This is a genomic window from Paenibacillus sp. E194 (genome assembly GCF_000935845.1).
Lineage (GTDB): Bacteria > Bacillota > Bacilli > Paenibacillales > Paenibacillaceae > Paenibacillus_B > Paenibacillus_B alvei_B.
Genome location: NZ_JMDX01000002.1, coordinates 11,848 through 35,525, shown reverse-complemented (window position 1 = coordinate 35,525; position 23,678 = coordinate 11,848). Strand labels below are relative to the sequence as shown.

General features: G+C 49.0%; 25 protein-coding genes and 1 riboswitch. Of the genes, 24 read left to right on the top strand and 1 reads right to left on the bottom strand.

The annotated features are described in order from the left end of the window. The first annotated feature begins 19 nt into the window (after positions 1–19). The 18 genes from AZ66_RS00545 (at position 20) to AZ66_RS00460 (ending at position 15,538) form a co-directional block, all read left to right on the top strand. Positions 20–1,342: an L-threonylcarbamoyladenylate synthase gene (locus AZ66_RS00545; protein WP_082061387.1), complete on the top strand. Its 1,323-nt coding sequence runs from the start codon at positions 20–22 to the stop codon at positions 1,340–1,342. Positions 1,343–1,466: 124 nt separating this feature from the next. Next, a complete protein-coding gene (locus AZ66_RS00540; protein WP_044353150.1) occupies positions 1,467–2,033 on the top strand; it encodes a manganese efflux pump MntP in 567 nt (188 codons plus the stop codon). Positions 2,034–2,143: 110 nt separating this feature from the next. Next, positions 2,144–2,725: a low molecular weight protein arginine phosphatase gene (locus AZ66_RS00535; RefSeq protein WP_044353149.1), complete on the top strand. Its 582-nt coding sequence runs from the start codon at positions 2,144–2,146 to the stop codon at positions 2,723–2,725. Between the two features lie 121 nt (positions 2,726–2,846). Beyond that, positions 2,847–2,927, top strand: a riboswitch (ZMP/ZTP riboswitch). Between the two features lie 183 nt (positions 2,928–3,110). Then, entirely contained in the window at positions 3,111–3,569 is a 459-nt protein-coding gene (gene rpiB, locus AZ66_RS00530) for a ribose 5-phosphate isomerase B (protein WP_021258916.1), read from the top strand. 22 nt (positions 3,570–3,591) lie between these two features. Continuing rightward, complete coding sequence (locus AZ66_RS00525) at positions 3,592–4,215, top strand: TIGR01440 family protein (protein WP_044353148.1); 624 nt, start codon at positions 3,592–3,594, stop codon at positions 4,213–4,215. Positions 4,216–4,366: 151 nt separating this feature from the next. Next, entirely contained in the window at positions 4,367–5,617 is a 1,251-nt protein-coding gene (glyA, locus tag AZ66_RS00520) for a serine hydroxymethyltransferase (RefSeq protein ID WP_044353147.1), read from the top strand. 471 nt (positions 5,618–6,088) lie between these two features. Beyond that, complete coding sequence (upp, locus tag AZ66_RS00515) at positions 6,089–6,718, top strand: uracil phosphoribosyltransferase (protein ID WP_021258913.1); 630 nt, start codon at positions 6,089–6,091, stop codon at positions 6,716–6,718. A 147-nt stretch (positions 6,719–6,865) separates the two neighbouring features. Beyond that, positions 6,866–8,020, top strand: a complete 1,155-nt coding sequence (gene wecB, locus AZ66_RS00510; RefSeq protein ID WP_044353146.1) for a non-hydrolyzing UDP-N-acetylglucosamine 2-epimerase — start codon at positions 6,866–6,868, stop codon at positions 8,018–8,020. 174 nt (positions 8,021–8,194) lie between these two features. Continuing rightward, a complete protein-coding gene (locus tag AZ66_RS00505) occupies positions 8,195–8,428 on the top strand; it encodes an AtpZ/AtpI family protein (protein WP_044353145.1) in 234 nt (77 codons plus the stop codon). Beyond that, entirely contained in the window at positions 8,421–8,801 is a 381-nt protein-coding gene (locus tag AZ66_RS00500; protein WP_021258910.1) for an ATP synthase subunit I, read from the top strand. The genes AZ66_RS00505 and AZ66_RS00500 overlap by 8 nt, the downstream gene beginning before the upstream one ends. Before the next feature lie 30 nt (positions 8,802–8,831). After that, on the top strand, positions 8,832–9,617 hold the full coding sequence (atpB, locus tag AZ66_RS00495; protein WP_044353144.1) for a F0F1 ATP synthase subunit A: 786 nt from the start codon (positions 8,832–8,834) through the stop codon (positions 9,615–9,617). A gap of 100 nt (positions 9,618–9,717) precedes the next feature. After that, on the top strand, positions 9,718–9,933 hold the full coding sequence (atpE, locus tag AZ66_RS00490) for a F0F1 ATP synthase subunit C (protein WP_021258908.1): 216 nt from the start codon (positions 9,718–9,720) through the stop codon (positions 9,931–9,933). Between the two features lie 90 nt (positions 9,934–10,023). After that, positions 10,024–10,509 carry a F0F1 ATP synthase subunit B gene (gene atpF, locus AZ66_RS00485; protein ID WP_021258907.1) on the top strand — a complete coding sequence of 162 codons (486 nt, stop codon included), beginning with the start codon at positions 10,024–10,026 and terminating at the stop codon, positions 10,507–10,509. Next, positions 10,506–11,054: a F0F1 ATP synthase subunit delta gene (locus tag AZ66_RS00480; protein ID WP_044353143.1), complete on the top strand. Its 549-nt coding sequence runs from the start codon at positions 10,506–10,508 to the stop codon at positions 11,052–11,054. The genes atpF and AZ66_RS00480 overlap by 4 nt, the downstream gene beginning before the upstream one ends. Before the next feature lie 78 nt (positions 11,055–11,132). Next, positions 11,133–12,647: a F0F1 ATP synthase subunit alpha gene (atpA, locus tag AZ66_RS00475; protein WP_021258905.1), complete on the top strand. Its 1,515-nt coding sequence runs from the start codon at positions 11,133–11,135 to the stop codon at positions 12,645–12,647. Between the two features lie 104 nt (positions 12,648–12,751). Next, on the top strand, positions 12,752–13,612 hold the full coding sequence (atpG, locus tag AZ66_RS00470; protein ID WP_036619216.1) for an ATP synthase F1 subunit gamma: 861 nt from the start codon (positions 12,752–12,754) through the stop codon (positions 13,610–13,612). 35 nt (positions 13,613–13,647) lie between these two features. Continuing rightward, on the top strand, positions 13,648–15,054 hold the full coding sequence (gene atpD, locus AZ66_RS00465) for a F0F1 ATP synthase subunit beta (RefSeq protein WP_021258903.1): 1,407 nt from the start codon (positions 13,648–13,650) through the stop codon (positions 15,052–15,054). A gap of 67 nt (positions 15,055–15,121) precedes the next feature. After that, positions 15,122–15,538 carry a F0F1 ATP synthase subunit epsilon gene (locus AZ66_RS00460; protein ID WP_021258902.1) on the top strand — a complete coding sequence of 139 codons (417 nt, stop codon included), beginning with the start codon at positions 15,122–15,124 and terminating at the stop codon, positions 15,536–15,538. A gap of 100 nt (positions 15,539–15,638) precedes the next feature. Here AZ66_RS00460 and AZ66_RS00455 read toward each other — a convergent pair whose 3' ends face one another. Beyond that, positions 15,639–16,292: an SDR family NAD(P)-dependent oxidoreductase gene (locus AZ66_RS00455; RefSeq protein ID WP_044353142.1), complete on the bottom strand. Its 654-nt coding sequence runs from the start codon at positions 16,290–16,292 to the stop codon at positions 15,639–15,641. 668 nt (positions 16,293–16,960) lie between these two features. Here AZ66_RS00455 and AZ66_RS00450 point away from each other — a divergent pair. The 6 genes from AZ66_RS00450 (at position 16,961) to nuoH (ending at position 23,667) form a co-directional block, all read left to right on the top strand. Further along, positions 16,961–19,045, top strand: a complete 2,085-nt coding sequence (locus AZ66_RS00450; protein WP_044353141.1) for a serine hydrolase domain-containing protein — start codon at positions 16,961–16,963, stop codon at positions 19,043–19,045. A 496-nt stretch (positions 19,046–19,541) separates the two neighbouring features. Continuing rightward, complete coding sequence (locus tag AZ66_RS00445; RefSeq protein ID WP_005544817.1) at positions 19,542–19,913, top strand: NADH-quinone oxidoreductase subunit A; 372 nt, start codon at positions 19,542–19,544, stop codon at positions 19,911–19,913. Continuing rightward, positions 19,898–20,416, top strand: coding sequence for a NuoB/complex I 20 kDa subunit family protein (locus AZ66_RS00440; RefSeq protein WP_021257170.1), 519 nt, complete (start codon positions 19,898–19,900; stop codon positions 20,414–20,416). The genes AZ66_RS00445 and AZ66_RS00440 overlap by 16 nt, the downstream gene beginning before the upstream one ends. Beyond that, the gene (locus AZ66_RS30305) at positions 20,413–21,552 is read left to right on the top strand and encodes an NADH-quinone oxidoreductase subunit C (protein WP_082061386.1); all 1,140 of its coding nucleotides are present in this window, start codon (positions 20,413–20,415) and stop codon (positions 21,550–21,552) included. Before AZ66_RS00440 ends, AZ66_RS30305 begins: the two co-directional genes overlap by 4 nt. Positions 21,553–21,556: 4 nt before the next feature. Then, positions 21,557–22,657, top strand: a complete 1,101-nt coding sequence (locus tag AZ66_RS00430; protein WP_021258898.1) for an NADH-quinone oxidoreductase subunit D — start codon at positions 21,557–21,559, stop codon at positions 22,655–22,657. Beyond that, a complete protein-coding gene (gene nuoH / locus AZ66_RS00425) occupies positions 22,657–23,667 on the top strand; it encodes an NADH-quinone oxidoreductase subunit NuoH (protein WP_021257167.1) in 1,011 nt (336 codons plus the stop codon). Before AZ66_RS00430 ends, nuoH begins: the two co-directional genes overlap by 1 nt. Positions 23,668–23,678 lie beyond the last annotated feature (11 nt).

Genomic DNA, 23,678 nt, shown 5'->3' with positions numbered 1-23,678 from the left:
CTCTATATCGAAGTAAGGGATGTACACAATGAATACTCGACATGAACGGAAACAGAAGGACAGCGCGACTTCCGTGACGGAAGGAAGCGCTCAACGATTGCATACGAAGTGGTGGTCAGTAGACGAACACATGCCGCTCGAACAGCAGTATGGAATAACAGAAGGGGCGGCAATTCTAGCTGCGGGCGGTACCGTTGCCTTCCCAACGGAGACGGTATATGGGCTTGGTGCGGATGCTCGTGATACGGAGGCAGTTGAACGTATATTTGCTGCAAAGGGGCGTCCATCCGACAACCCGTTAATCGTTCATATTGCTGAACGGAACCAGCTTGATGAGCTTGTCCTGCCTTATAGTGATATCGCTGCTCGTCTTATGGAACGCTTTTGGCCGGGTCCGTTGACGATCGTGCTGCCGGTGCGAATGGGGGCTGTATCCCCTCGAGTGACGGCAGGACTGGATACGGTTGGTGTACGGATGCCAGGACATGATACGGCTTTGGCTCTTATACGTGCTTCTGGGTGTCCCGTGGCAGCTCCAAGCGCCAATCGTTCAGGACGTCCTAGTCCAACGCGTGCGGAGCATGTACGGGAGGATTTGGACGGCCTTATCGACGGTATTGTCGATGGTGGTGCGACTGGCGTAGGGGTAGAGTCTACTGTTGTAGAATTAATAGGCAGTCGTGTCCATGTACTCCGCCCGGGTGGGGTAACAACTGCGATGCTGCAAGAGGTGGCTTCCGAGGTAACGATTGATCCAGCGGTCGATCCCGATGGGGGGATGATCCGTGCGCAGGTTCCACAATCTCCAGAATCTGCGCTGGAGGATCAAGATTCCTTGTCTACGTCGCTGGTGAACAAGGAAGCAGATCCTTCGGCAGCAACGAGCGACATAATTAGCGATGGGTCGGTATCTCCTCAAGCTGCTTCAAAGCAAATGGGGCAAGCGAATGACATCCAGATGAGCGCGCCTCGCTCACCTGGAATGAAATATACCCATTATGCTCCCCAAGGTCAGCTGCATATCGTGCAGGGGAAGTCTGCGGAACAAGTGAGCGAATGCATTCAGCGTATGCTGCATGAAGCACAGCAGCGCGGGGAGACAACGGGTGTACTTGCCTTCACAGAGCATGCAGAACAATACCGAGCTGATATTGTAGCAACGATTGGCAGTGTGCATGCATTAGAAGAGGCAGCCGCACTGCTATATGATGCCCTGCGGCATTTCGATGAAGCGGGTGCAACTTATATTCTGGCAGAAGCTTGCACTACAGAAGGCATCGGTCTTGCCGTGATGAACCGTATGATGAAGGCTGCAGGTCATCGTATCATTTGGTGTGAATGAAGAACCTTGTTTGGGTAATGTAGCTTATAAGAGACAAGCTTCGTAATCTCCTTGCCGCTTGTCATGAAACTATCCTTGTCCGCATACGTTGGATACAGACGCTATGGGACGAGGAGTGGGGGCAATGTGGGAAACGGCAGCACCAATCGGCCAATGGATCACGATTCTTTTGATGGCGGCAGCATTGGGCTCAGATGCCTTTTCACTGTGTCTAGGTATCGGTATGAGAGGGGTACGGCGAAGAGATGCAGTTCGCATTAGCGGAGTTATCGCATTGTTCCATGTGCTGATGCCGCTGGCGGGTGTTGCAACAGGCATGTATATGAGCATGCTGCTTGGTGAAGTAACCACATGGGCAGCGGGAGGCCTTCTTATTATGCTAGGAGGGCATATGATATACAGCTCATTGAAGGGTGAATCCTCGCAAATGATTAATACTTCAACGGTATGGGGGATGCTGCTGTTCGCACTCAGTGTGAGTGTAGACTCCTTTTCCGTTGGAATATCACTGGGAATGTTCGGCTCTGATTTGTTGATGACAATCATTTCCTTTGGATTGTTCGGCGGTGCAATGTCGATCTTTGGCTTACTGCTTGGCCACCACGCAGGCAAGCATTTCGGCGAGTACGGGGAGGCTGCAGGTGGGGCGATCCTACTTACCTTTGGGGTATTGTTTTTGCTGCCTATCTAAGCTTTCTAAGATTTCTAAGATTTGGAGCGAAGTCAAAGCAAGCAGGAATGAGATTGATGAAGATGCGCGACCCTATAGATAGGTTTCATGGTATGAAGGGAGGGGGTCATATGATACGCATTTTATTTGTATGTACAGGCAATACATGCCGAAGTCCAATCGCAGAGGCTATACTGAAGCATATGGCAGAGGAACGCGGCTTGGGAATTCATGTTCAGTCAGCAGGTGTGGCAGCATGGGACGGCACACCGATGTCACAGCACGCTTCTACTGTACTAGAGGAGCAGAATATTGCCAATCATCGAGATTTTCGTTCAGCTGCACTGAATGAAGAGCGTGTGCATTGGGCAGATCTTATATTGACATTGACAACTAGCCACAAGCGTCATGTGCTTCAACAGTTTCCGGGTGCAACGAGCAAGACATTTGCGCTTAAGGAATATGTGAGCAACCCGGATTCAGAGCAGGAGCAATATCAACAGCTGCAATCATTGGCTGCGGATCTTCAATTGAAGCTTGCTATGGGACAAGCTCCAACGGAAGACGAACTGGTACAGCTTGCTGAATTGCAGCGGCTTATGCCGAATCAGGATGTGGCAGACCCGTATGGCGGTTCTTTGGAGCAGTATCGGATGACAGCGGCGGAGATCCAGGCTGCGCTAACTAGGTTGCTTGATAAGCTTCAGCCATAGACGGTTTAGTTTAGATTTATGGCACTGCCAAATGCAGCAGTATGTTGCTGTGTGTGTAAGTGGGCAGGAAAATAACGATTGCAATTGGTTGCGACATCCATTATGATCGATTTATATGGAGAGGATCCGATGTAACTGGCGACGGAAGTGGGGAACCACGGTGGAGCATCGGAGCATACGGCCGGTCGCCTGGGCAGAAGAGCAGTGTACGGATAGAGAGCCGTGCTATGCTCTTTTTTCAATCAATGAGACATGTTACACTGGAAGTAACGTGCAATTGGCTCGTCTAATTTGCGGGAAATTCGTTATAATAGACCCGTAGCATACCGAGCATGGTAACATGGACGGAGAGCACAATTGAAGACAACGGATGGAGGGTACGACAATGAAAATTGCCATTGGTGCAGACCATGCTGGCGTACGACTTAAGGAAGGGATTGTACAAGTCATCAAGGAGCTTGGTCATGACGTCGTTGATGTAGGCTGTGATTGTACAACATCAGTGGATTATCCGGATTATGCAGTACCTGTTGCAGAAATGGTTGCCTCAGGCGATGCAGATCGAGGCGTACTCATATGTGGTACCGGAATTGGGATGTCCATCGCAGCGAATAAGGTGCCAGGCGTCCGCTGTGGGCTTGTTCATGATTTATTCTCTGCTAAGGCAACGAGAGAGCACAATGATACGAATGTACTTGCTATGGGCGAACGTGTCATTGGGCCTGGACTTGCTGAAGAGATTGTACGCGTATGGCTGGGTACGGAATTCAGCCAAGGAGAGCGCCATATCGGACGTCTTCGCAAAGTCGCAGACGTAGAACATAAATATCACTCGCAAGCGTAGCGAGTGGAGGTGAATGGGCAGTATGAATGAGATCGAGAAGAACGAACATCAAGGTTCAGCATCGTCATTCTTGAAAATAGGGCAGGTTCGCGAGCAGGCAGAGGCAGCTGCACATGCCCTCGTACGCGAGGCAGGACTCAAGCCCGGGCAGCTAGTCGTCATTGGCTGCAGTACAAGCGAGGTGGCAGGTGCGCGCATTGGAACTTCGGGCGCAACGGATACCGCACAAGCGATATTTGCCGGGCTCGACGTGCTCCGCTCAAGCTATGGCCTCGAGATTGCATTCCAATGCTGTGAGCATTTGAACCGCGCACTTGTCGTTGAACGCCGCACATTGGAGCGGCTCCGGCTGGTGGAAGTATCGGCAGTTCCGGTGCGGAAGGCGGGAGGCTCGATGGCCGCTTATGCATATCGCCATCTGACTGATGCATGTCTCGCAGAAGAGATATGTGCCCATGCTGGCATCGATATCGGCGAGACGCTTATTGGCATGCATTTGCGCCGGGTAGCTGTTCCTCTGCGTACAGAAGTGCGATATATTGGCAAGGCGCGTGTCAATATGGCGAAGACGCGGCCGAAGCTTATAGGCGGGGAGCGGGCAGTCTATCAGCTTCCAACTGAGGATGGATTGTCTTCATGTGAATAGGCGCAGCGCTTGAATGCCAGCTGTTCACAATCAATTGCAGTGGGGCGGGAGAGCTACTGCTGCACTTATACTGCTGCTACGATAGAACCTTAACGCAGATGCGTTGTCATACATTGCAATAAGGGAATGAAAATGTGGGAGGGCTATGCCAATGGTAGATCATTTACGACAAGCAGATCCTGAAGTGTTGAAAGCAATGGACTTGGAGTTGCAGCGTCAGCGCAACAATATCGAGCTGATTGCTTCTGAAAACATCGTCAGTGAGGCGGTTATGGAAGCAATGGGGACGGTTCTGACGAACAAATACGCGGAAGGTTATCCAGGCAAACGCTACTATGGCGGCTGCGAGCACGTGGATATTGTGGAGGATATTGCCCGCAACCGCGCGAAGGAACTCTTCGGAGCTGAGCATGTCAATGTACAGCCGCACTCCGGTGCGCAAGCGAACATGGCTGTGTACTTGGCAGCATTGAAGCCAGGAGATACCGTGCTTGGCATGGATTTGGCGCATGGTGGACACTTGACTCACGGAAGCCCTGTGAATGCATCTGGTTTGCTGTACAACTTTGTGGCTTACGGTGTGGAAGAAGATACGTTCCGTATTGATTATGATAAAGTGCGCAAGGCAGCATTCAAGCATCGTCCGAAAATGATCGTGGCAGGCGCAAGTGCTTATCCACGTATTATCGATTTTGAAGCACTCGGCCAAATTGCGAACGATGTAGGCGCTCTGTTCATGGTAGACATGGCGCATATCGCAGGATTGGTTGCCGCAGGACTTCATCCAAGCCCAGTACCGCACGCTCATTTCGTTACGACGACAACACATAAGACACTGCGCGGTCCGCGCGGAGGTATGATTATGTGCCGTCAAGCTTGGGCACAAGCGATCGACAAGGCTGTATTCCCAGGCACACAAGGCGGCCCGCTTATGCATGTGGTGGCTTCTAAGGCTGTTGCATTAGGCGAAGCACTGCAGCCATCGTTCAAGCAGTATGCTGAGCAAGTGATCAAGAACGCGCAAGTATTGGCAAGTACGCTGGTTGAGGAAGGTTTGAGTATTGTATCTGGCGGTACAGATAACCATCTGATGCTGATCGATACGCGCAATATCAATATCACGGGTAAAGATGCGGAGAAAGTATTGGATTCCGTTGGCATTACCGTGAACAAGAACGCCATTCCTTTCGATCCGACAAGTCCGTTCATAACGAGCGGTATTCGTATCGGAACACCAGCGGCGACATCCCGAGGCATGGATGAAGCAGCAATGCGCGTTATTGGCCAAGTCATTGCTATGACATTGAAGCAGCCACAGGATGAGGCTGTATTAAACAAAGCACGCGGTATGGTCAGCGATCTGACAGCTCAGTTCCCGTTGTACTCTACATTGAAATATTAATTAGGTAGGAAGACACGCCTTTTGGCGGGTAGGACTCTTTTATTGCATATTTAATTGACAGAGCAGGTAATCACTCTTGAAGATGATCACCTGCTCTTTTTTGCGTAAATAGGCATGGAGAACTCTCGATTTCAGTACAGGATGCCTAGGTAGTGTGCGAGAGCCTCAGCAGAGTAGAATCTCGACAATTTCCGATGTTTGCTGCATGACCATGTATAAGCTGACTTCAACATGCTTAGAAATAGTACAGTGTGATCCTTTTGCACCGAGTTGTCGGAAATGTGAAAAATACCTCAAAAGTGCCTGCAAAACGTGCAGTGATAGGCTCAGAATGTTATAATAGAGCCTGTTTAGCTTAGATGAAGCCGGATAAGCTTGGAATGTACGGCTGTTCAAAGTAGGAATATCAGTTCAAATCATCACGTATTGAGATTAAAAGCAACGAGAGTAAAAGGCGGAGGGACACGAAATATGGGTAAACTGGTCATTTGCGATCATCCACTGATTCAACACAAATTGACATTGATTCGAGACAAGAAGACAACGACGAAGGACTTCCGCGAGCTCGTGGACGAAGTAGCAACTTTGATGGCGTATGAGATTACACGTGAACTGCCACTGCAAACGGTGACAGTCGAAACGCCAGTTGCCGAAACAGAGAGCAAAATGATCGCTGGCCGCATGCTGGGTCTAATCCCTATTTTGCGTGCTGGACTTGGTATGGTAGAAGGCGTTGTGAAGCTGATTCCAGGTGCGAAGATTGGACATGTGGGCTTGTTCCGCGATCCTGAGACGCTTCAACCGGTTGAGTATTATACGAAGCTTCCTACAGACGTGACAGAGCGTCAATTGATCGTTATTGATCCAATGCTTGCTACAGGCGGATCGGCGATTGCGGCTATTGACGTACTGAAGAAGCGCAGCTGCTCGCAAATTAAATTGATGTGCCTCATTGCAGCGCCGGAAGGTGTCAAGGCTGTTCAAGAAGCACATCCTGACATCGATATTTATTTGGCTGCATTGGACGAGCGTCTGGATGATCACGGCTATATTGTTCCAGGTTTGGGCGATGCTGGCGACCGCCTGTTCGGTACGAAGTAGAAGAATTAAAACTCGCTTCGGAAGCTCGGCTTCGAGTTCTTGCAACCTTCTCGGTGCTGAAAAGCGATCTTTTTGAAGTCAAAAAAATGATCTTAGAGCCAATAATGTATTGACTATTATGCAAGAAGAAAGACGGAGGATAAGACTATGTCCAAAGTGAAAGTAATGACGGTATTCGGTGTTCGTCCAGAAGCAATTAAGATGGCGCCGCTTATTCTGGAATTACAGAAGCATCCGGAGCACATCGAATCCATCGTATGCGTCACGGCCCAACATCGTCAGATGTTGGACCAGGTGCTCGATGTGTTCAATATTAAGCCAGACTATGATCTGGACATTATGCAGGCGCGTCAGACGCTGAATGATATTTCCGTGCGTGTCCTTCAAGGATTGGAGCCTGTATTGCGTGAGGCGAAGCCAGATATTGTGCTTGTACATGGTGACACATTGACAACGTTCCTCGCCAGCTACGCGGCATTCATGCAGCAGATTAAGGTAGGGCACGTTGAAGCGGGACTTCGTACATGGAATAAGCTTTCTCCGTTCCCGGAAGAAATGAATCGCCAATTGACAGGCGTTTTGGCTGATTTGCACTTTGCGCCTACCGATTGGTCGGCAAGCAATTTGCGTAAAGAAAATAAGCAAGATGCATCGATATTTGTCACAGGCAACACGGTTACAGATGTGTTTCAATATACAGTACGATCTGACTACAAGCATGAGGTGCTCGATTGGGCGCAAGGCAAACGTCTAGTATTGATGACTGCACATCGCCGCGAATCACAAGGTGAGCCGCATCGCAACATTTTCCGTGCTGTTCGCCGTATTGCAGACGAATTTGAAGACATCGCTATCGTATATCCGGTACATCCAAGTCCGGCTGTACGTGAACCGGCTCATGAGATGCTGGGAGATCACCCGCGCATTAAGCTGATAGAACCGCTTGATGTGGTTGACCTCCACAACTTCTATCCGCACACGCACCTCATCCTTACCGATTCTGGTGGTCTTCAGGAGGAAGCACCGTCATTCGGCATCCCAGTGCTCGTCCTCCGCGAAACTACCGAACGACCGGAAGGCATTGATGCAGGAACACTGGAATTGGTCGGCACGGATGAAGAGAAAGTGTACGCGCGTGCGAAGGCGCTGTTGTCGGACGAAACGATATATGCACGTATGAGCAAAGCTGCGAACCCTTATGGGGATGGCAAGGCGTCCCAAAGGATCGTCAGTGCGATTCTTCACAGTTTTGGGGTTCAAGAAGAGCGCCCGGAGCCATTTCACACAAAGTTCACAATTTGATAGATGACACTCTTCTATGAGGGAAGGCACCAGCATACAGTGATACTGTACGGTTTACGCGGATTTTCAAAGCTTGAAAGCGAATGTATATCGTTTTCATCCTTGTTGTTACGCGGTTTTTATCAATTGACAAAGACTCGTAATCTTAAGTAAAATGAATGGGAATTATAGGCTATGAAAATGTCGAATCGTAACGATCGCCCATGGCTGGTCGCCCTCTCCATTAGTGGAGCGGGTGTCTTGCTTGCCTTGTACATACTCTTAGGCTTTTACGCGGGGAAGTGGATCGCGAATGCGTCGAATGGGTCCAAGCTCTGGCTTGGAGTAGGGAGTATCGTCGGGCTATGCCTTGGCATCGTCAATATCATCTACTTAGTAAAGAAGTTCATGGGGGAACAAAATGAATGATATGGCTTCCATGGTTCGTGCCGTTACGAGAGTAACGCTCCTCTTGTTGTCTGCGTTCATCCTCGGTTGGGCTGTAGCACCGGAATACCGGACGTATACGGCTGGACTGACACTGGGAACTGCGGCAGGGCTGGCTTATGCTCACTACTTGTCTATCAAAGTTAGACAGATTGCAGAGATGGCTGCTAGTCAAGAGAAGAGGCGGTACAGCTTTGGATTTGTAACTCGGATGTGCATTGTACTCTTGGCAGTCATGTTCGCCATTAAGTTCGAACAGCACATATCCCTTGTGGCGACAATTGTCGGATTTTTCATTACTCAGTTATTGTCGATTTTCGTTAGTATAATTTGGGCAAGCAAAAAGAAAGCGTAAGCAGTCTATTGGAAAGGGGTGAACACATTTATGCACTCAGCACCGATTATCGAGGTTATGGGACTGCACCTGGATTTGTCCATCATCTTCACGCTACTCTTTAGCGGAATCATTACCTTTATTATTGCCCGGCTCGCTGTTCGCAATCTTTCGGTTGAAAATCCTTCCAAGATGCAGAACTTCTTGGAGTGGGTTGTCGAATTCGTACAAGGCATTATCGGTAGTGCGATGCCGCTGAAGAAAGGCAAGGCATTCATCTCATTAGGGATGACGCTTATCTTGTTTATTTTCATATCCAACGTACTAGGTTTGCCGTTCGCAATCATTACCGAAGCACATCATCCGGTGTCTATCTTCGGTCACGAGATTGCTGCTACAAGCCAAGCGGTATTCGATGATCTTGCAACTAAGGGCAAACCTGAACACGTCCATTTGTTGTGGTATAAGTCGCCAACGGCTGACGTATCCGTAACATTCGGTCTGGCGTTCTTGGTCTTCATTATCGTGAACTTCCTAGGCCTCAAGAACAATCGGAAGCACTACTTGAAGCACTACATTGAGCCATTCCCAATCTTCCTTCCACTGAACATCGTGGAGAACTTGGCGAAGCCAATTGCGCTTGGTATCCGGTTGTACGCGAACATCTTCGCGGGTGAGGTACTGATATCCACGCTCATTGGAGCAGGGGTATTCGGTCTACCATTCCTCGCGGCATGGCAAGGCTTCAGTATATTTATCGGCGCGCTCCAAGCCTTCATCTTCACGATGTTGACAATGGTATATATCGCGCAGGCATCTGTACATGAAGAACATTAACAAACTCTGCCGAGTCCCATACTGAGTTATGGACAACTTCGGGTGAGACATATAAACAAAGCAATTCAATAATACATGAATTTTGAGGAGGACTTTTCTAATGAATTTGATCGCAGCAGCAATTGCAGTAGGTTTGGGCGCTTTGGGCGCAGGTCTTGGTAACGGTATGATCGTTAGCCGCACAGTTGAATCGATTGCTCGTCAACCAGAAGCTCGTAACATGTTGCAAACAACAATGTTTATCGGTGTTGGTATCGTCGAGGTTATTCCGCTCGCAGCTACAGTTATCGCGTTCTTGGCAATGTTCTCTTCTTAATGAATAGACAAACGGTTTGGCGGGGAAGGCCGATGCCATCCGCGCCTTCGTTTTGTTAGCACGTCATGTTAACGGAAAGGAGTGACTGTAGTGAGTTTTGTTTGGGAAAATTTCGTGTGGGCGATCCTTGCTTTCTTAATTCTATATTTCTTACTGCAAAAGTACGCGTTCGGAGCATTGTTCGACGTGATGGAGAAACGCCGCGAGCTCGTGCAGCAGCAATTGGATGAAGCGGCGAATAGCCGTTCACAGGCACAAGTATTCGTAGAAGAACAGAAGGAAGCTCTTGCTACAGCGCGCAAAGATGCGTACGACATCATCGAGCAAGCGAAACAAACGAGCGTTCGTCAAGCAGACGAAATTATCGGCGGCGCGAAGAGCGAGGCTGTTCGTCTGAAGGAAGAAGCAGCTCGCGATATCGAGAGCGAGAAGAACAAGGCAGTTGCCGCTCTTCGCGAAGAAGTGGGCAACATGTCCGTTGCAATCGCATCGAAGATCTTGGAGAAGCAAGTTGACGAGAAAGATCAAGAGCAATTGGTCGGCCAATACCTGAAAGAGGTAGGGGGCAAACAATGAGCCAGAACATCGTAATCGCCAAGCGTTATGCCAAAGCGTTGTTCGAACTTGCTCAGGAGCGTCAACTGGTCTCGGAAACGGAACAGCAGTTGAAAGATACTGCGGAATTGGTGAAAGCCAATCATGAATTGTACCTTATTCTGACGTCGCCGAATATTGGTCATGTCGAGAAGTCCGCTGTGCTTAGCAAAGTACTGGATGGTCACGTATCTGATATCGTGTTGAACATGGTACAGCTATTGAGCGAACGTGGGCGCATTGACGCACTTCGCGAGATTGCGGACAGCTATGTACGCATTGCTGGCGAAGCGCTCGGCATTCTGGATGCAACAGTGACATCCGCTTATCCGCTTGATGAATCGGAGAAAGAAGCTGTCGCTGTTGAATTTGGTCAGAAACTAGGCAAGACGATTCGCGTTCATAACGTTGTTGACGCATCCGTAATCGGAGGCTTGCAAGTCCGCATTCGGGATCACCTGTATGACGGCAGCTTGTCCGGCAAGTTGGAACGCCTAAATAGATCATTGAAATCGCAAGCGCAGTAGTTCTTATCGAGACTGTTCAAGAAGTCCGTTTTTGAACACTCATTTACTATTTAGCACGGAAGAATGGGGTGAAGCGAGTTGAGCATCAGACCTGATGAAATCAGTACACTGATTAAAAGTCAAATCGAACAATATAAATCGGAGATCGAAGTGGCGGAAGTCGGTACAGTCATTAATGTTGGTGACGGTATTGCCCGTGTACACGGACTAGAGCAATGTATGTCCGGCGAGTTGCTCGAATTCTCTAACGGCGTTATGGGTATGGCCCTCAACTTGGAGGAGAATAACGTTGGTATCGTAATTCTTGGACCTTACAAAGACATTCGCGAAGGTGACCAAGTAAAGCGTACAGGCCGCATCATGGAAGTTCCAGTCGGTGAAGCGCTGCTTGGACGCGTTGTCAATCCACTCGGCCAGCCAGTAGACGGCAAGGGCCCGATCGCTACGACGGAATTCCGTCCAGTTGAATCCAATGCACCAGGCGTTATCGACCGTAAATCGGTACATGAGCCAATGCAAACGGGTATTAAAGCGATTGACTCGATGGTTCCAATCGGTCGCGGTCAGCGTGAGTTGATCATCGGTGACCGTCAAACAGGTAAAACAGCAATTGCGATCGATACGATCATTAACCAAAAAGGCAACGGCGTGAAATGTATTTACGTCGCAATCGGCCAAAAGCAATCTACAGTTGCACAAGTAGTAGAGACTCTGCGTCGTCATGGCGCATTGGACTACACCATCGTGGTAACAGCATCTGCATCCGAGCCAGCACCGCTTCTGTTCTTGGCTCCATATGCAGGTGTTTCCATGGGTGAGTACTTCATGTACAAAGGCGAGCACGTGCTCGTTGTCTATGATGACTTGTCGAAGCAAGCTGCGGCATACCGCGAATTGTCCTTGCTCCTTCGCCGTCCTCCAGGCCGTGAGGCATATCCTGGTGACGTATTCTACTTGCACTCCCGCTTGCTGGAGCGCGCTGCGAAGCTGAGCGACGAGAATGGCGGCGGTTCCTTGACTGCATTGCCATTTATCGAGACACAAGCATCTGACGTATCGGCTTACATTCCAACGAACGTAATCTCGATTACGGACGGACAGATTTTCTTGGAATCTGACTTGTTCAATGCTGGTCAACGTCCAGCGATTAACGTAGGTATTTCCGTTTCCCGTGTTGGTGGTTCCGCACAGATCAAGGCGATGAAGAAGGTAGCAGGTACACTTCGTCTCGACTTGGCACAATATCGTGAATTGCAAGCCTTCTCCCAATTCGGATCCGATTTGGATAAGTCAACGCTTGCTCGCTTGAACCGTGGTGAGCGCTTGATGGAAATTCTGAAACAAGGTGTCAACCAGCCGCTTCCAGTAGAGAAGCAAGTTGTCAGCTTGTATGTAGCGACGAGAGGGCATTTGGATGAAATTCCGGTGCAAGACATTCAACGCTTCGAGAATGAATTCCATGCTTACTTGGCAAGTAATCAAGATAGCATCTACCAATCGATCAGCGATACGAAAGATCTAGTAAAAGAAAACGAAGACGCACTGGTTGAAGCTGTTACGAAATTCAAGAAGAGCTTCGCCGTGTCGGTGTAATAGATAGAATTTGACTGTAGCCGGGAAGCCGCAGGGGCTCCCGGTGCGCATTCGAAGAAGTCCGCTTTGCCCTGCGCAAAGCGCTAAAGGCAGGTGAGATGGAAGTGGCTAAAGGAATTCTCGAGATTAAGCGCCAGATCAAGAGCGTGCAGAGCACGAAGCAGATCACGAAGGCGATGGAGATGGTTGGTGCGGCGAAGCTGCGCCGCGCGCAATCGAAGGCTGAGGCAGCTCGTCCTTATGCGGATAAGCTGAAGGAAGTCGTCTCCAGCATTGCGGCTGGTACGCAAGGGATTTCCCACCCGATGCTAGAGAAGCGTCCTGTTAAGAAGACAGGATTTCTCGTTATCACGTCCGACGGTGGCTTGAAGGGCGGCTACAATGCCAACGTTCTTCGTAAGGTCATGGTTACCATGCAGGAACGCAAGCAGACGAAGAATGATATCGTATTGTTCGTCATCGGACGCAAGGGTCGTGATTACTTCCGTAGAAGAGGATTTAATATCGTGGAGACCGTTACGGAGTTGCCGGATACGCCTTCATTTGCAGACATTAAATCTATCGCATACAACGCCGTGAAATATTTTGAAGAGCAGAAGTATGATGAACTGATTTTGTTCTATAACGAATTCGTGAACGCAATCACGCAGGTTCCGGTAGAGAAACAACTCTTGCCGCTTGATAATGAAGCGTTTAACGGTCCAGTAACATCGTATGAGTATGAGCCTTCTGCTGAAGAAGTGCTAGGGCAATTGCTGCCGAAGTATGCGGAGACACTCATTTACAGTGCGCTCCTCGATGCGAAGGCAAGTGAGTTCGGCGCGCAAATGACCGCAATGGGCAATGCGACGAAGAACGCAACGAAGATGATTAGCTCGTTGCAGCTCGTGTATAACCGTGCACGCCAAGCGGCGATTACACAGGAAATTTCGGAAATTGTAGCAGGGGCAAACGCTCAGGCTTAATTGGAAATGCATGTTTGACAGTAGGAGGGAACGAGATGAGTAAAGGACGCGTGCTTAGCGTAATGGGTCCGGTTGTCGACATTGAGTTCGAACGTGGACAACTGCCTGAAATTTTGAACGCGATCAAGATTGAGCAGAAGTCAACGACTGCCGGCGCGCCTGACATCAACTTGACTTTGGAAACATCGGTTCACTTGGGTGACAACGTAGTTCGCTGCGTTGCGATGTCTTCCACTGACGGCTTGATTCGCGGCATGGAAGCGACAGATCTTGGCGCTCCAATTACAGTACCGGTAGGCGAAGTGACGTTGGGTCGTGTATTCAACGTGCTTGGTGAAGCAATTGATAATGCGGGCGACGTTGTTAAAGAAACAGTTAGCCCGATTCATAAAGAAGCTCCTAAATTCGACGAACTTTCCACACAAGCGGAAATTCTCGAAACAGGGATCAAAGTTATCGACTTGCTGGCTCCTTATGTAAAGGGCGGTAAGATCGGTCTGTTCGGTGGTGCCGGCGTAGGTAAGACGGTAACGATCCAAGAGCTGATCAACAACATCGCGCAGGAGCACGGCGGTATTTCCGTATTTGCGGGTGTCGGCGAGCGTACGCGCGAAGGTAATGACTTGTACCATGAAATGAAGGATTCTGGCGTTATCAGCAAAACGGCGATGGTATTCGGTCAGATGAATGAGCCGCCAGGAGCACGTTTGCGTGTTGCCTTGACGGGTCTGACAATGGCGGAGCATTTCCGTGATGAAGAAGGCAAGGACGTACTCTTGTTCATCGACAACATCTTCCGTTTTACACAAGCAGGTTCCGAAGTATCCGCCTTGCTCGGCCGCATGCCGTCCGCGGTAGGTTACCAACCTACATTGGCTACGGAAATGGGTCAATTGCAAGAACGGATTACTTCCACGAAGAAAGGTTCTGTTACATCCATTCAGGCGATCTACGTTCCTGCGGATGACTATACAGACCCGGCTCCTGCAACGACGTTCGCTCACTTGGATGCGACGACGAACTTGGAGCGTAAAATTTCCGAGATGGGTATCTTCCCAGCGGTTGATCCGCTTGCATCCTCATCTCGTATCTTGTCGCCGGAAATTGTCGGCGAAGAGCACTACCAAGTTGCGCAGAGCGTTAAGCGTCTTTTGCAACGTTATAAAGAACTTCAAGATATTATCGCAATCCTTGGTATGGACGAGTTGTCCGAGGAAGATAAGCTGACAGTATCACGTGCACGTAAAATTCAGCGCTTCCTGTCGCAGCCGTTCCACGTTGCGGAACAATTTACGGGCATTAGCGGTAAGTACGTGCCTGTTAAAGAAACCGTACGCAGCTTCAAGGAAGTCCTGGACGGCAAGCATGATGACCTTCCAGAAGCAGCCTTCTTGTACGTTGGTACAATCGAAGAAGCTGTGGAAAAGGCAAAGACGCTGTAAGCGGCTTGACGTGAAACGGTCTGTCTAATGCCAAGGCGGAGGACAGAACGGAAGGAGGAAACCTCAGTTGAGCACCTTTTTGTTAGAAATCGTTACACCGGAGCACAAAGTGTTCGAACAGCAGGTGGACATGATTAGCGTCAAGGGCGTCGAAGGAGATCTCGGTATTTTGGCGAACCACATTCCGATGGTTACGCCGCTTCGCATTGGTCCGATGAAGATCAAGGAAAGCGGTAAGGAGCATTGGATTGCGATTCATGGCGGATTTGTTGAAGTGCGTAAGGACAAAGTCGTCGTGCTTGCAGAGAGCGCGGAAATGCCGGAAGACATCGATGTGGAACGTGCTAAGGCAGCAAAGGTCCGGGCGGAGCAACGTCTGGCACTGGCTGCGCGGAGCAAGCAAGATTCCCTAGACTTCCGTCGTGCGGAATTGTCGCTTCAACGTGCCGTGACGCGGATTAAAGTCTCGCAAAAAGAATGGTAATCATGATATAAATCGAAGAAGAGCTGTTCCAGAACCCCTCAGGTTTTGGAACAGCTCTTTTCTCATAAGGATTAATTTTTCATCATTCATATGAATTTGATTATGGCTTCAACATAACCTCAGCCTCAGAGCGATTCGTATGCATGCTGTAGAAGGCTTCTCCGACCAATTGCGGGTCAAAGGAGGTGTTTGGCTGGACGAAGCCGCAGACGGTCAATGTGCCAGCATACAGACCGTATTGCTTGAACTCATCATGTAGGCTGAGGGCAAGGCTGCGCAGACCAGATTTCCCGACACCGAGTGATGCCAGTGATGCTGTTGGCTGCAGTGCTTGTCCACCACCCGTCAGCAGGTATGAACCTGTACCGCGTGTTTTCATGCCCGGAAGAACACATTGGGCAGTCGTCAGCGCACCTACTACGTTTACCTTGAAGTCCTCGATCATATCAGAAGGCTGCACTTCAGAGGGAAGTCCAGGTGCATGGGCAGAAGCGTTGTATACGATAGCCTCAGGCGTGCCATACTCCGCTTCAAGTGCTGTTAGTGCTTGACGAAGAGCGGCTTCGTCGCTAGTAAGTGCGACAGCGCCTGTCGCTTCAATATTCATATCATGCAGAATGTCTTTCATTTGCTCTAACGTATCCGATTCTCGCGTAATGAGAACGGGAAGGTAACCACGTTGTCCAAAGGACTTGGCAATGCCAAGTCCGATGCCGCATCCGGCGCCGACGATCCAAATCATCGGTTGTGTCATATGTCGTTCAACCCCTTGTTGTATGATCCGATGTATGGATATTGTAAACCGAACATGCAGCAGAGTTCAAAACCATTTTTCACATATCCCGTCATTCACCAGAAAAATATTTTGGAAAATCTTATTTTATTGCTTGACTCACGTATAGGGTCTGTTTATAATAAAGACAGTTAATATTGATAATCATTCTCAAGTAAGGATTATCGGTTAACGACATCAATTGTACGTTCAGGAAGGCTACTTCTTGAACTGTCACATCAAGTGAAATATCCTTCTTCTTGGTTCTTTTGATTTTCAGTAGGTTGGTTAATTGTAGGTAGTTTCCTCATCCTCCGTGAGCTGTGGCCGGATCGCAGCTCTCTTTTTTTTGCCCTCATTTCCACTCGTGGGTATAGGGATGGTCACAACTCAAAAGAGTGAATCAGGTTAGAGCCGAGCCGAATTGAAAATGAGTTATATGAGTTGAATATAAGTTGGATATAAGTTGAATGTAACTTGTACTGGAATGCGTCGAAGCTGGCCCGTGTAATGCGGGCATTCATTGGCCCCTTTTTTGATCTGCGGATTAGAAAGGGGGTTTGTTGTTTCTTTGTTTTTTACTTTTAAATTGAACGAAATCAAAAGGAAAATCGTACTAATTACAGATTCGCAATAAGGAGGAATTTGTAATGAAGAAAATATTCTCTTGGGTACTAGCTCTAACACTTGCGTTGTCGATGATCGCGCCGTCAGCGTCAATGGCATCCCCGTCAAGCAGTAGTGATCTCGCAGTAGCTGCTCAGGGATTGGAACAGATCGCAGCGGAGAAAGCCGCACTTCTCACTAAAATGGGGACGGTAAGCGTACAATATGCCCTGATTGACAACGGAAAGATTACGTTGTCCGGCCAGGCTGGCATCAACGATATGGAAGGAAAGAAGCCGTTAACCAAGGATACAATGTATGGCATCGGATCAACGAGCAAAATGTTCACGGCCGCAGCCGTAATGAAGCTAGTGGAAGAGGGGAAGATTGACCTCGATGCGCCCTTGATCAACTATATTCCCGATTTCACAATGAAGGATGAACGGTATAAGCAGATCACACCGCGCATGCTGCTGAACCATTCCTCTGGCTTGCAAGGAGGCTCCAGTTACGGCAACGCCTTCCTGTTCGAGGACAATGATACCTATCCGCATGATACGCTGCTTAAACAATTATCAACGCAAAGCCTAAAAGCAAATCCAGGTGCGTTTTCTGTTTACTGTAACGACGGCTTCACACTGGCTGAGATTCTGGTAGAGAGAGTTAGCGGCATGAGCTTTACAGCATTTATACACAACTATTTTACGGAACCATTGAAGTTGAGTCATACCAAGACATCGCAGGACGTATTGGAACAAGATAAGTTGGCGGGGCTCTTTTTCCCTTTCTACCAAGGACAGCTTCCGAATGAAACCGTCAATGCGATTGGGACAGGGGGAATTTATTCTACAGCGGAAGATTTGGTGAGATTCTCTCAATTGTTTACGGGTGAGACGAAGGGTGTCCTCTCTGACAAGGCGATACAGGCGATGGCGAATGAAGAATACAAGAAGGGTCTGTGGCCGGAAGATACGGATAATAGTTTCAACTACGGTCTCGGCTGGGATAGCGTGAAGCTGTTTCCATTCAATGAATATGGCATGAAGGGATTAGCCAAAGGCGGCGATACGATGCTGTATCATGCTTCCCTCGTAGTGCTTCCAGAACAGAAGATGGCGGCAGCAGTGTTGACTTCTGGCGGTTCAAGCATGACAAATGAGATGCTGGCGAACGACTTGCTGCTGCAAGCGCTGAAGGAGAAGGGGGCAATTAAAACGATAAAACCGGAGAAATCCTTCGGCAAGCCTCTAAAGGTTGAGATACCTGCTGAGGTGGCGAAGCAGGCTGGTTATTATGGTACTAGAAATCAGCAAGTGAAGGTTGAGATCAAGAAGGACGGCGAACTGTTTTTGCCGTTAGCAACTCTCATTGATCATTCGAAAGAAAAGTATGTGTACACATCGGATGGAAGCTTCATCAATGAGAACGGAACTTCCAAGGTCAGTTTTGTAACCGAGAAGAATGGCCGCACATACATCTGGGTGAGAGAATATATGAAAATGCCAGGTCTGGGACAGTTTGTACTGTCGCATTATGCGGCAGAAAAACTGGAAGTGAACAAGCTCTCTAAGGAGACTGCTGAGGCATGGGAGAAGCGGCAAGGCATGACATTCTATCAAGTAAACGAGAAATATTCTTCCCTCATGTATTTCTTGCTAAAACCGGCGTTACAGATTGCTCGTTCTAACGAGCTGCCAGGCTATTTAGGGGATAAAAAAATTACAGGTCCAAACACGGCCGCAAGCGAGCTTAATATTCCGGGCATGCTGGGCGGTCGGGATCTGGCGGAATCTAGATTCTTCACGCAAGATGAAGTCGAATACATGGAGGAGGCCGGCAAATTGTATATCAGCGGTGCGAACGTTAATCCCCTTTATGCTGGAAAAAGCTCAACTGCCACGCTGCAAGCGAACGGGCATGCAAGATGGTATACAGTTCCGGATGTAGCCGTGGGCAAGACGATGACTGTTGCGCTACCAGCGAAGGGTGCATTCGTGGTCTATAACGAGCAAGGCCTACCAGTTAACTTTACAGTTGTCAGCGGCAATAACGAAGTGACGCTGCCTAAGAATGGCACAATCGTCTTTGCTGGTGCACCAGGCTCGGAATTTGGCATTACATTGAAATAACCAAACGATAGATGATGGAACGGCGACAGCAGCATGCACGTGATAGTTGAAGTAAGTTGAGCCGCTACCTGGATCTATCTAAACTGAAGTGCACTCTTTAATAGTAGTCATTGGGTAGACACCTCTGTGTCTTATCTGATGAATGTCTATAAGGAGTGCATTTTTTGGTTTTTACAGGATATAAATCCATAGCTCAGCCAGTGGTTGCATCCAGTGAGAGGAGAGAAGCATATCTGCTGATTGGTTACTCTCCTGAGACTCCAGAGCTGCTCGAGCTCCCAGATGTTCATAAAACATTCACCAGCTGATCTTCTATCGTTCTCCTTATGTGAATATGTATATAACCAAAACCGAACAACTTTTCATAAAACTGTCCAAAAGGTGGTATTAATTGCATAGACGGAGTTGGTAGGTTTTGTTATAATTGTGGCGGGTTTATTACAAAATTCTCTATTTTTTTGCAAAATGGCAGTTGCTGCGGCGGAGGGGATGACTTTTGGAACAGTACATCAACAATTACGTCATTGTGGCCATTTTTATTGCACTCGGTATTTTATTGCCGGTTGTCGCACTGACGGTAGGGAGATGGCTCAGACCAAAGAAGCCGACAGATATGAAGCAAACAACTTATGAAAGCGGTAACGAACCTGTTGGTGTCGGACAAGTCCGATTCAACGTACGGTACTATTTGTTTGCGCTCATGTTTGTCATTTTTGATGTCGAAACCGTTTTCTTGTATCCATGGGCGGTTGCATACAATCAGCTTGGATTGTTTGCACTTGTCGAAATGTTGATTTTCGTCGGATTGCTGTTGGTTGGATTAATTTACGCCTGGAAAAAGAAGGTGCTTCAATGGGACTCACTTTAGAATCAATTACGCCGGAAGAACGGCAGGAGTTGGAACGCAATGTGTTCTTTGGCACGCTTGAACAGTTGAAGGCATGGGCTCGCAGTAATTCATTATGGCCGCTTACGTTCGGTCTTGCCTGCTGCGCAATCGAGATGATGGGGACGGGAGCGTCGCACTACGACTTGGATCGCTTCGGCGTTATCTTTCGAACGTCTCCAAGACAATCGGATGTTATGATCGTATCTGGTACAGTCACGAAGAAGATGGGGCCGCTATTGAAGCGTCTGTATGATCAAATGCCTGAGCCGAAATGGGTCATCGCAATGGGATCATGCGCGACGGCTGGAGGGCCGTACGTGAAGTCGTATTCAGTCGTCAAAGGCGTGGATCAGATAGTGCCTGTTGATGTTTATATTCCAGGCTGCCCGCCGAATCCTGCGGCCCTTATCTACGGCATCAACAAGCTGCAAGAGAAAATCCGCTATGAGGCGAAAACCGGAAAGCGGGTGACGAATCGATGAGCGAGGAACAAGAGAAGGACAAGACAGCTGAAGAACAATCCTCTGAGCAACGATCGAAGCAAGAATCAAATACGGAATCTAATTCGATTCCAGAATCGAAACCAGAATCGAATCTAGGTTCAAAACCGGATTTAGATGAAGCAACAGCAAGTGAAGGAATCAAGACCGCAGCAGGAGAAAAGTCCGAAGTGAAAGCGGATGAACCGCAAGTGCCAGTTCGGGAGGCATCAGATGTGGAGACCGTCCCTGAAGTGCCAGCGCAGAAGCTAGAGACGGTCGAAGGGACAGTAGAAGAGCAGAAGGAAGCGGCAGCACTACAAGATGATCCAGTGGCTCCTGCATCTGCTGAATCCCAGGAGCATGCGGATGCGACGAAGGAGGTTTCCGTAACAGCGGAAACGGAGAAGCCGAAGCGTGCCCCTTTGACGGAAGAGGAGAAGGCTGCGCGAATTCAAGCGGCTGCTGAGGCGCGCGCGGCGCGGGCGAAGGCAGCAGAAGGCGGTAGTGAAACATCGACTACAGCAGATGCAGCAGCTCGTCCACCAAGAGCGCGTGCGAAGGAAGGCGGTGCAGGGGATGCTGCGGAGAAGCTAGAACGGCCCACACGAGCGCCTCGGGTTAAGGCAGACGAAGAACCGCCAAAGCCGAAAGAGCCCTCACCCAAACAGCCAGTTCTTGATCAGCTCATAGCCTTGCTTAAGGCCGAAGTCGCAGAGGATGCGGTTGAAGAGGAGGCTATCAATGAAGTCAATGATCATTTACCAACGGTAACGGTGAAAAATGATCATTGGCTGGTAGCAGCTCAGCTGCTTCGTGAACATAAAGATTGGTCGTGTGACTATTTGCGTAATTTATCCGGCATTGACCAGGAAACTCATTTAGAAGTAATCTATCATCTTATCAATTTAAGCACGAAAGCAGAGGTTGCTGTTCGTGTAAAGACAGATCGCGAGGTGCCTTCCATCGCATCGGTAACGCCTATATGGCCTACTGCGAACTGGAATGAGCGCGAAGTTTACGACTTGTTGGGCATTTCGTTTCCGGGACATCCCGACTTGCGTCGCATCATGATGCCGGATGACTGGGTTGGACATCCGCTTCGCAAAGACTACGTGCCGTTAGATTCGGAGGTGTAACCCTGTGATTCGTACAGAAGAACTATTGCTTAATGTTGGACCGCAGCACCCGAGTACTCACGGTGTATTCCGCATCGTCGTCAAGATTGATGGCGAGGTGATCAAGGAAGCGACCCCGGTAATGGGATATTTGCACCGCGGAACGGAGAAGCTTGCGGAAAACTTGAACTATACGCAAATTATTCCTTATACCGATCGTATGGATTATGTGTCCGCCATGACGAACAACTATGTACTCGTGCATGCCGTTGAGAAGCTGATGCAGCTGGAAGTTCCGGAAAGAGCAGAGTTTCTCCGACTTATCGTTATGGAATTGCAACGCGTAGCAAGCCATTTGGTATGGTGGGGGACGTATTTGCTTGATATTGGGGCGATGAGCCCGTTCTTATTTGCGTTCCGCGACCGGGAGATCATTATCGATTTGTTCAACGAACTATGCGGGGCACGGCTGACATACAACTACATGCGGGTCGGCGGCGTCAAGTGGGACGCGCCTCCAGGCTGGATCGACAAAGTCCGCGAGTTTGTTCCATACATGCGCAAAAGGCTGGATGAATACAACAAGCTCGTAAGCGGCAACGAAATTTTCCTGACCCGCATTAAAGGAATCGGTACTTATGATGCGGAAACGGCAATCGCATATGGACTTAGCGGTGCCAATCTACGCTGCACGGGAGTAAATTGGGATTTGAGGAAGCAGGAGCCTTACAGCCTGTACGATCGATTCGAATTCGATGTTCCACTTGGAACCCGTGGGGACTGCTATGAACGGTATTTGATTCGTGTTGAAGAGATACGGCAAAGTTTACGCATTTTGGAGCAGGCTGTGGAGCAATTCCCGAGCGAGGGAGAGACAATGGGCAAAGTGCCGCGCGTCATACGTCCGCCTGCTGGTGAAGTATACGCTCGTATTGAATCTCCGCGCGGAGAGATTGGCTGCTATATCGTATCCAAGGGCAAGGCGGAGCCGTTCCGGTTGAAGTTCCGTCGGCCGTCCTTCGTTAATTTGCAAATACTGCCGAAGCTGCTCGTAGGCGAAACGATGACGAATATGATTACCATACTGGGCGGGATTGATATCGTCGTCGGGGAGGTGGATGCATAGTGGGGGACTTGTTGAATCAGACGCTCACGTGGCAGAATGGTCTTATTTTTATCGCATGGGGAGTTGTTCTTCTTTTCGTCGTCCTTGGCTTCGTAACCTATGCGATATACTTCGAACGCAAGGTCATCGGCTGGATGCAGCTGCGTCACGGTCCTACACGGGTAGGTCCGCTGGGACTGCTGCAGACGGTTGCTGATATATTGAAACTACTACTCAAGGAAGACACAATACCTCGCAAGGCTGATAAAGCACTATTCATCTTGGCTCCAGTCATCACGTATGTACCAGCATTTGCGGTCATTGCGACGATTCCTTATGCCGCTAATCTAGGCTTTGCTGATCTAAATGTAGGATTGTTATATTATGCCGCATTGTCCAGCATCTCTACCATTGGTATTATTTTAGGAGGGTGGGCGTCCAACAACAAATACTCTCTGCTTGGCGGAATGCGCTCAGCGGCGCAAATGATTAGCTATGAAATTCCGCTCGTTATCTCAGTCGCAGGTATAATCATGTTGAATGGATCTCTCAGCTTGCGTACTATTGTAGAAGGGCAAGGCAACTATTTCTGGGAATGGAACTTTATCCCGCAAATCATCGGATTCATTGTCTTTATTATCGCGGGGGTATCTGAGTTGAATCGTACCCCATTTGATTTGCCAGAAGCAGAATCAGAGCTTGTTGCGGGTTATCATGTTGAATATAGCGGCTTCCGATTCGCCTTCTTCATGTTGGCGGAATACGTGTATGTATTCGCACTCTCGGCACTGACGACGGTCTTGTTCCTAGGCGGTTGGCATCCACCGCTCCCGTTCCTCGATTTCATTCCGGGGCTGCTGTGGTTCATCCTGAAATTTTCATTCTGCGTCTTCTTCCTATTCTGGCTGCGCGCAACGATGCCACGTATACGTGTAGACCAATTGATGGGCTTTGGGTGGAAGGTGCTGCTGCCGCTTGCCCTGCTTAACGTCTTCTTGACGGCGTTTTACATCGAAATTTTCAACAAATAGGCTAGGGGTGA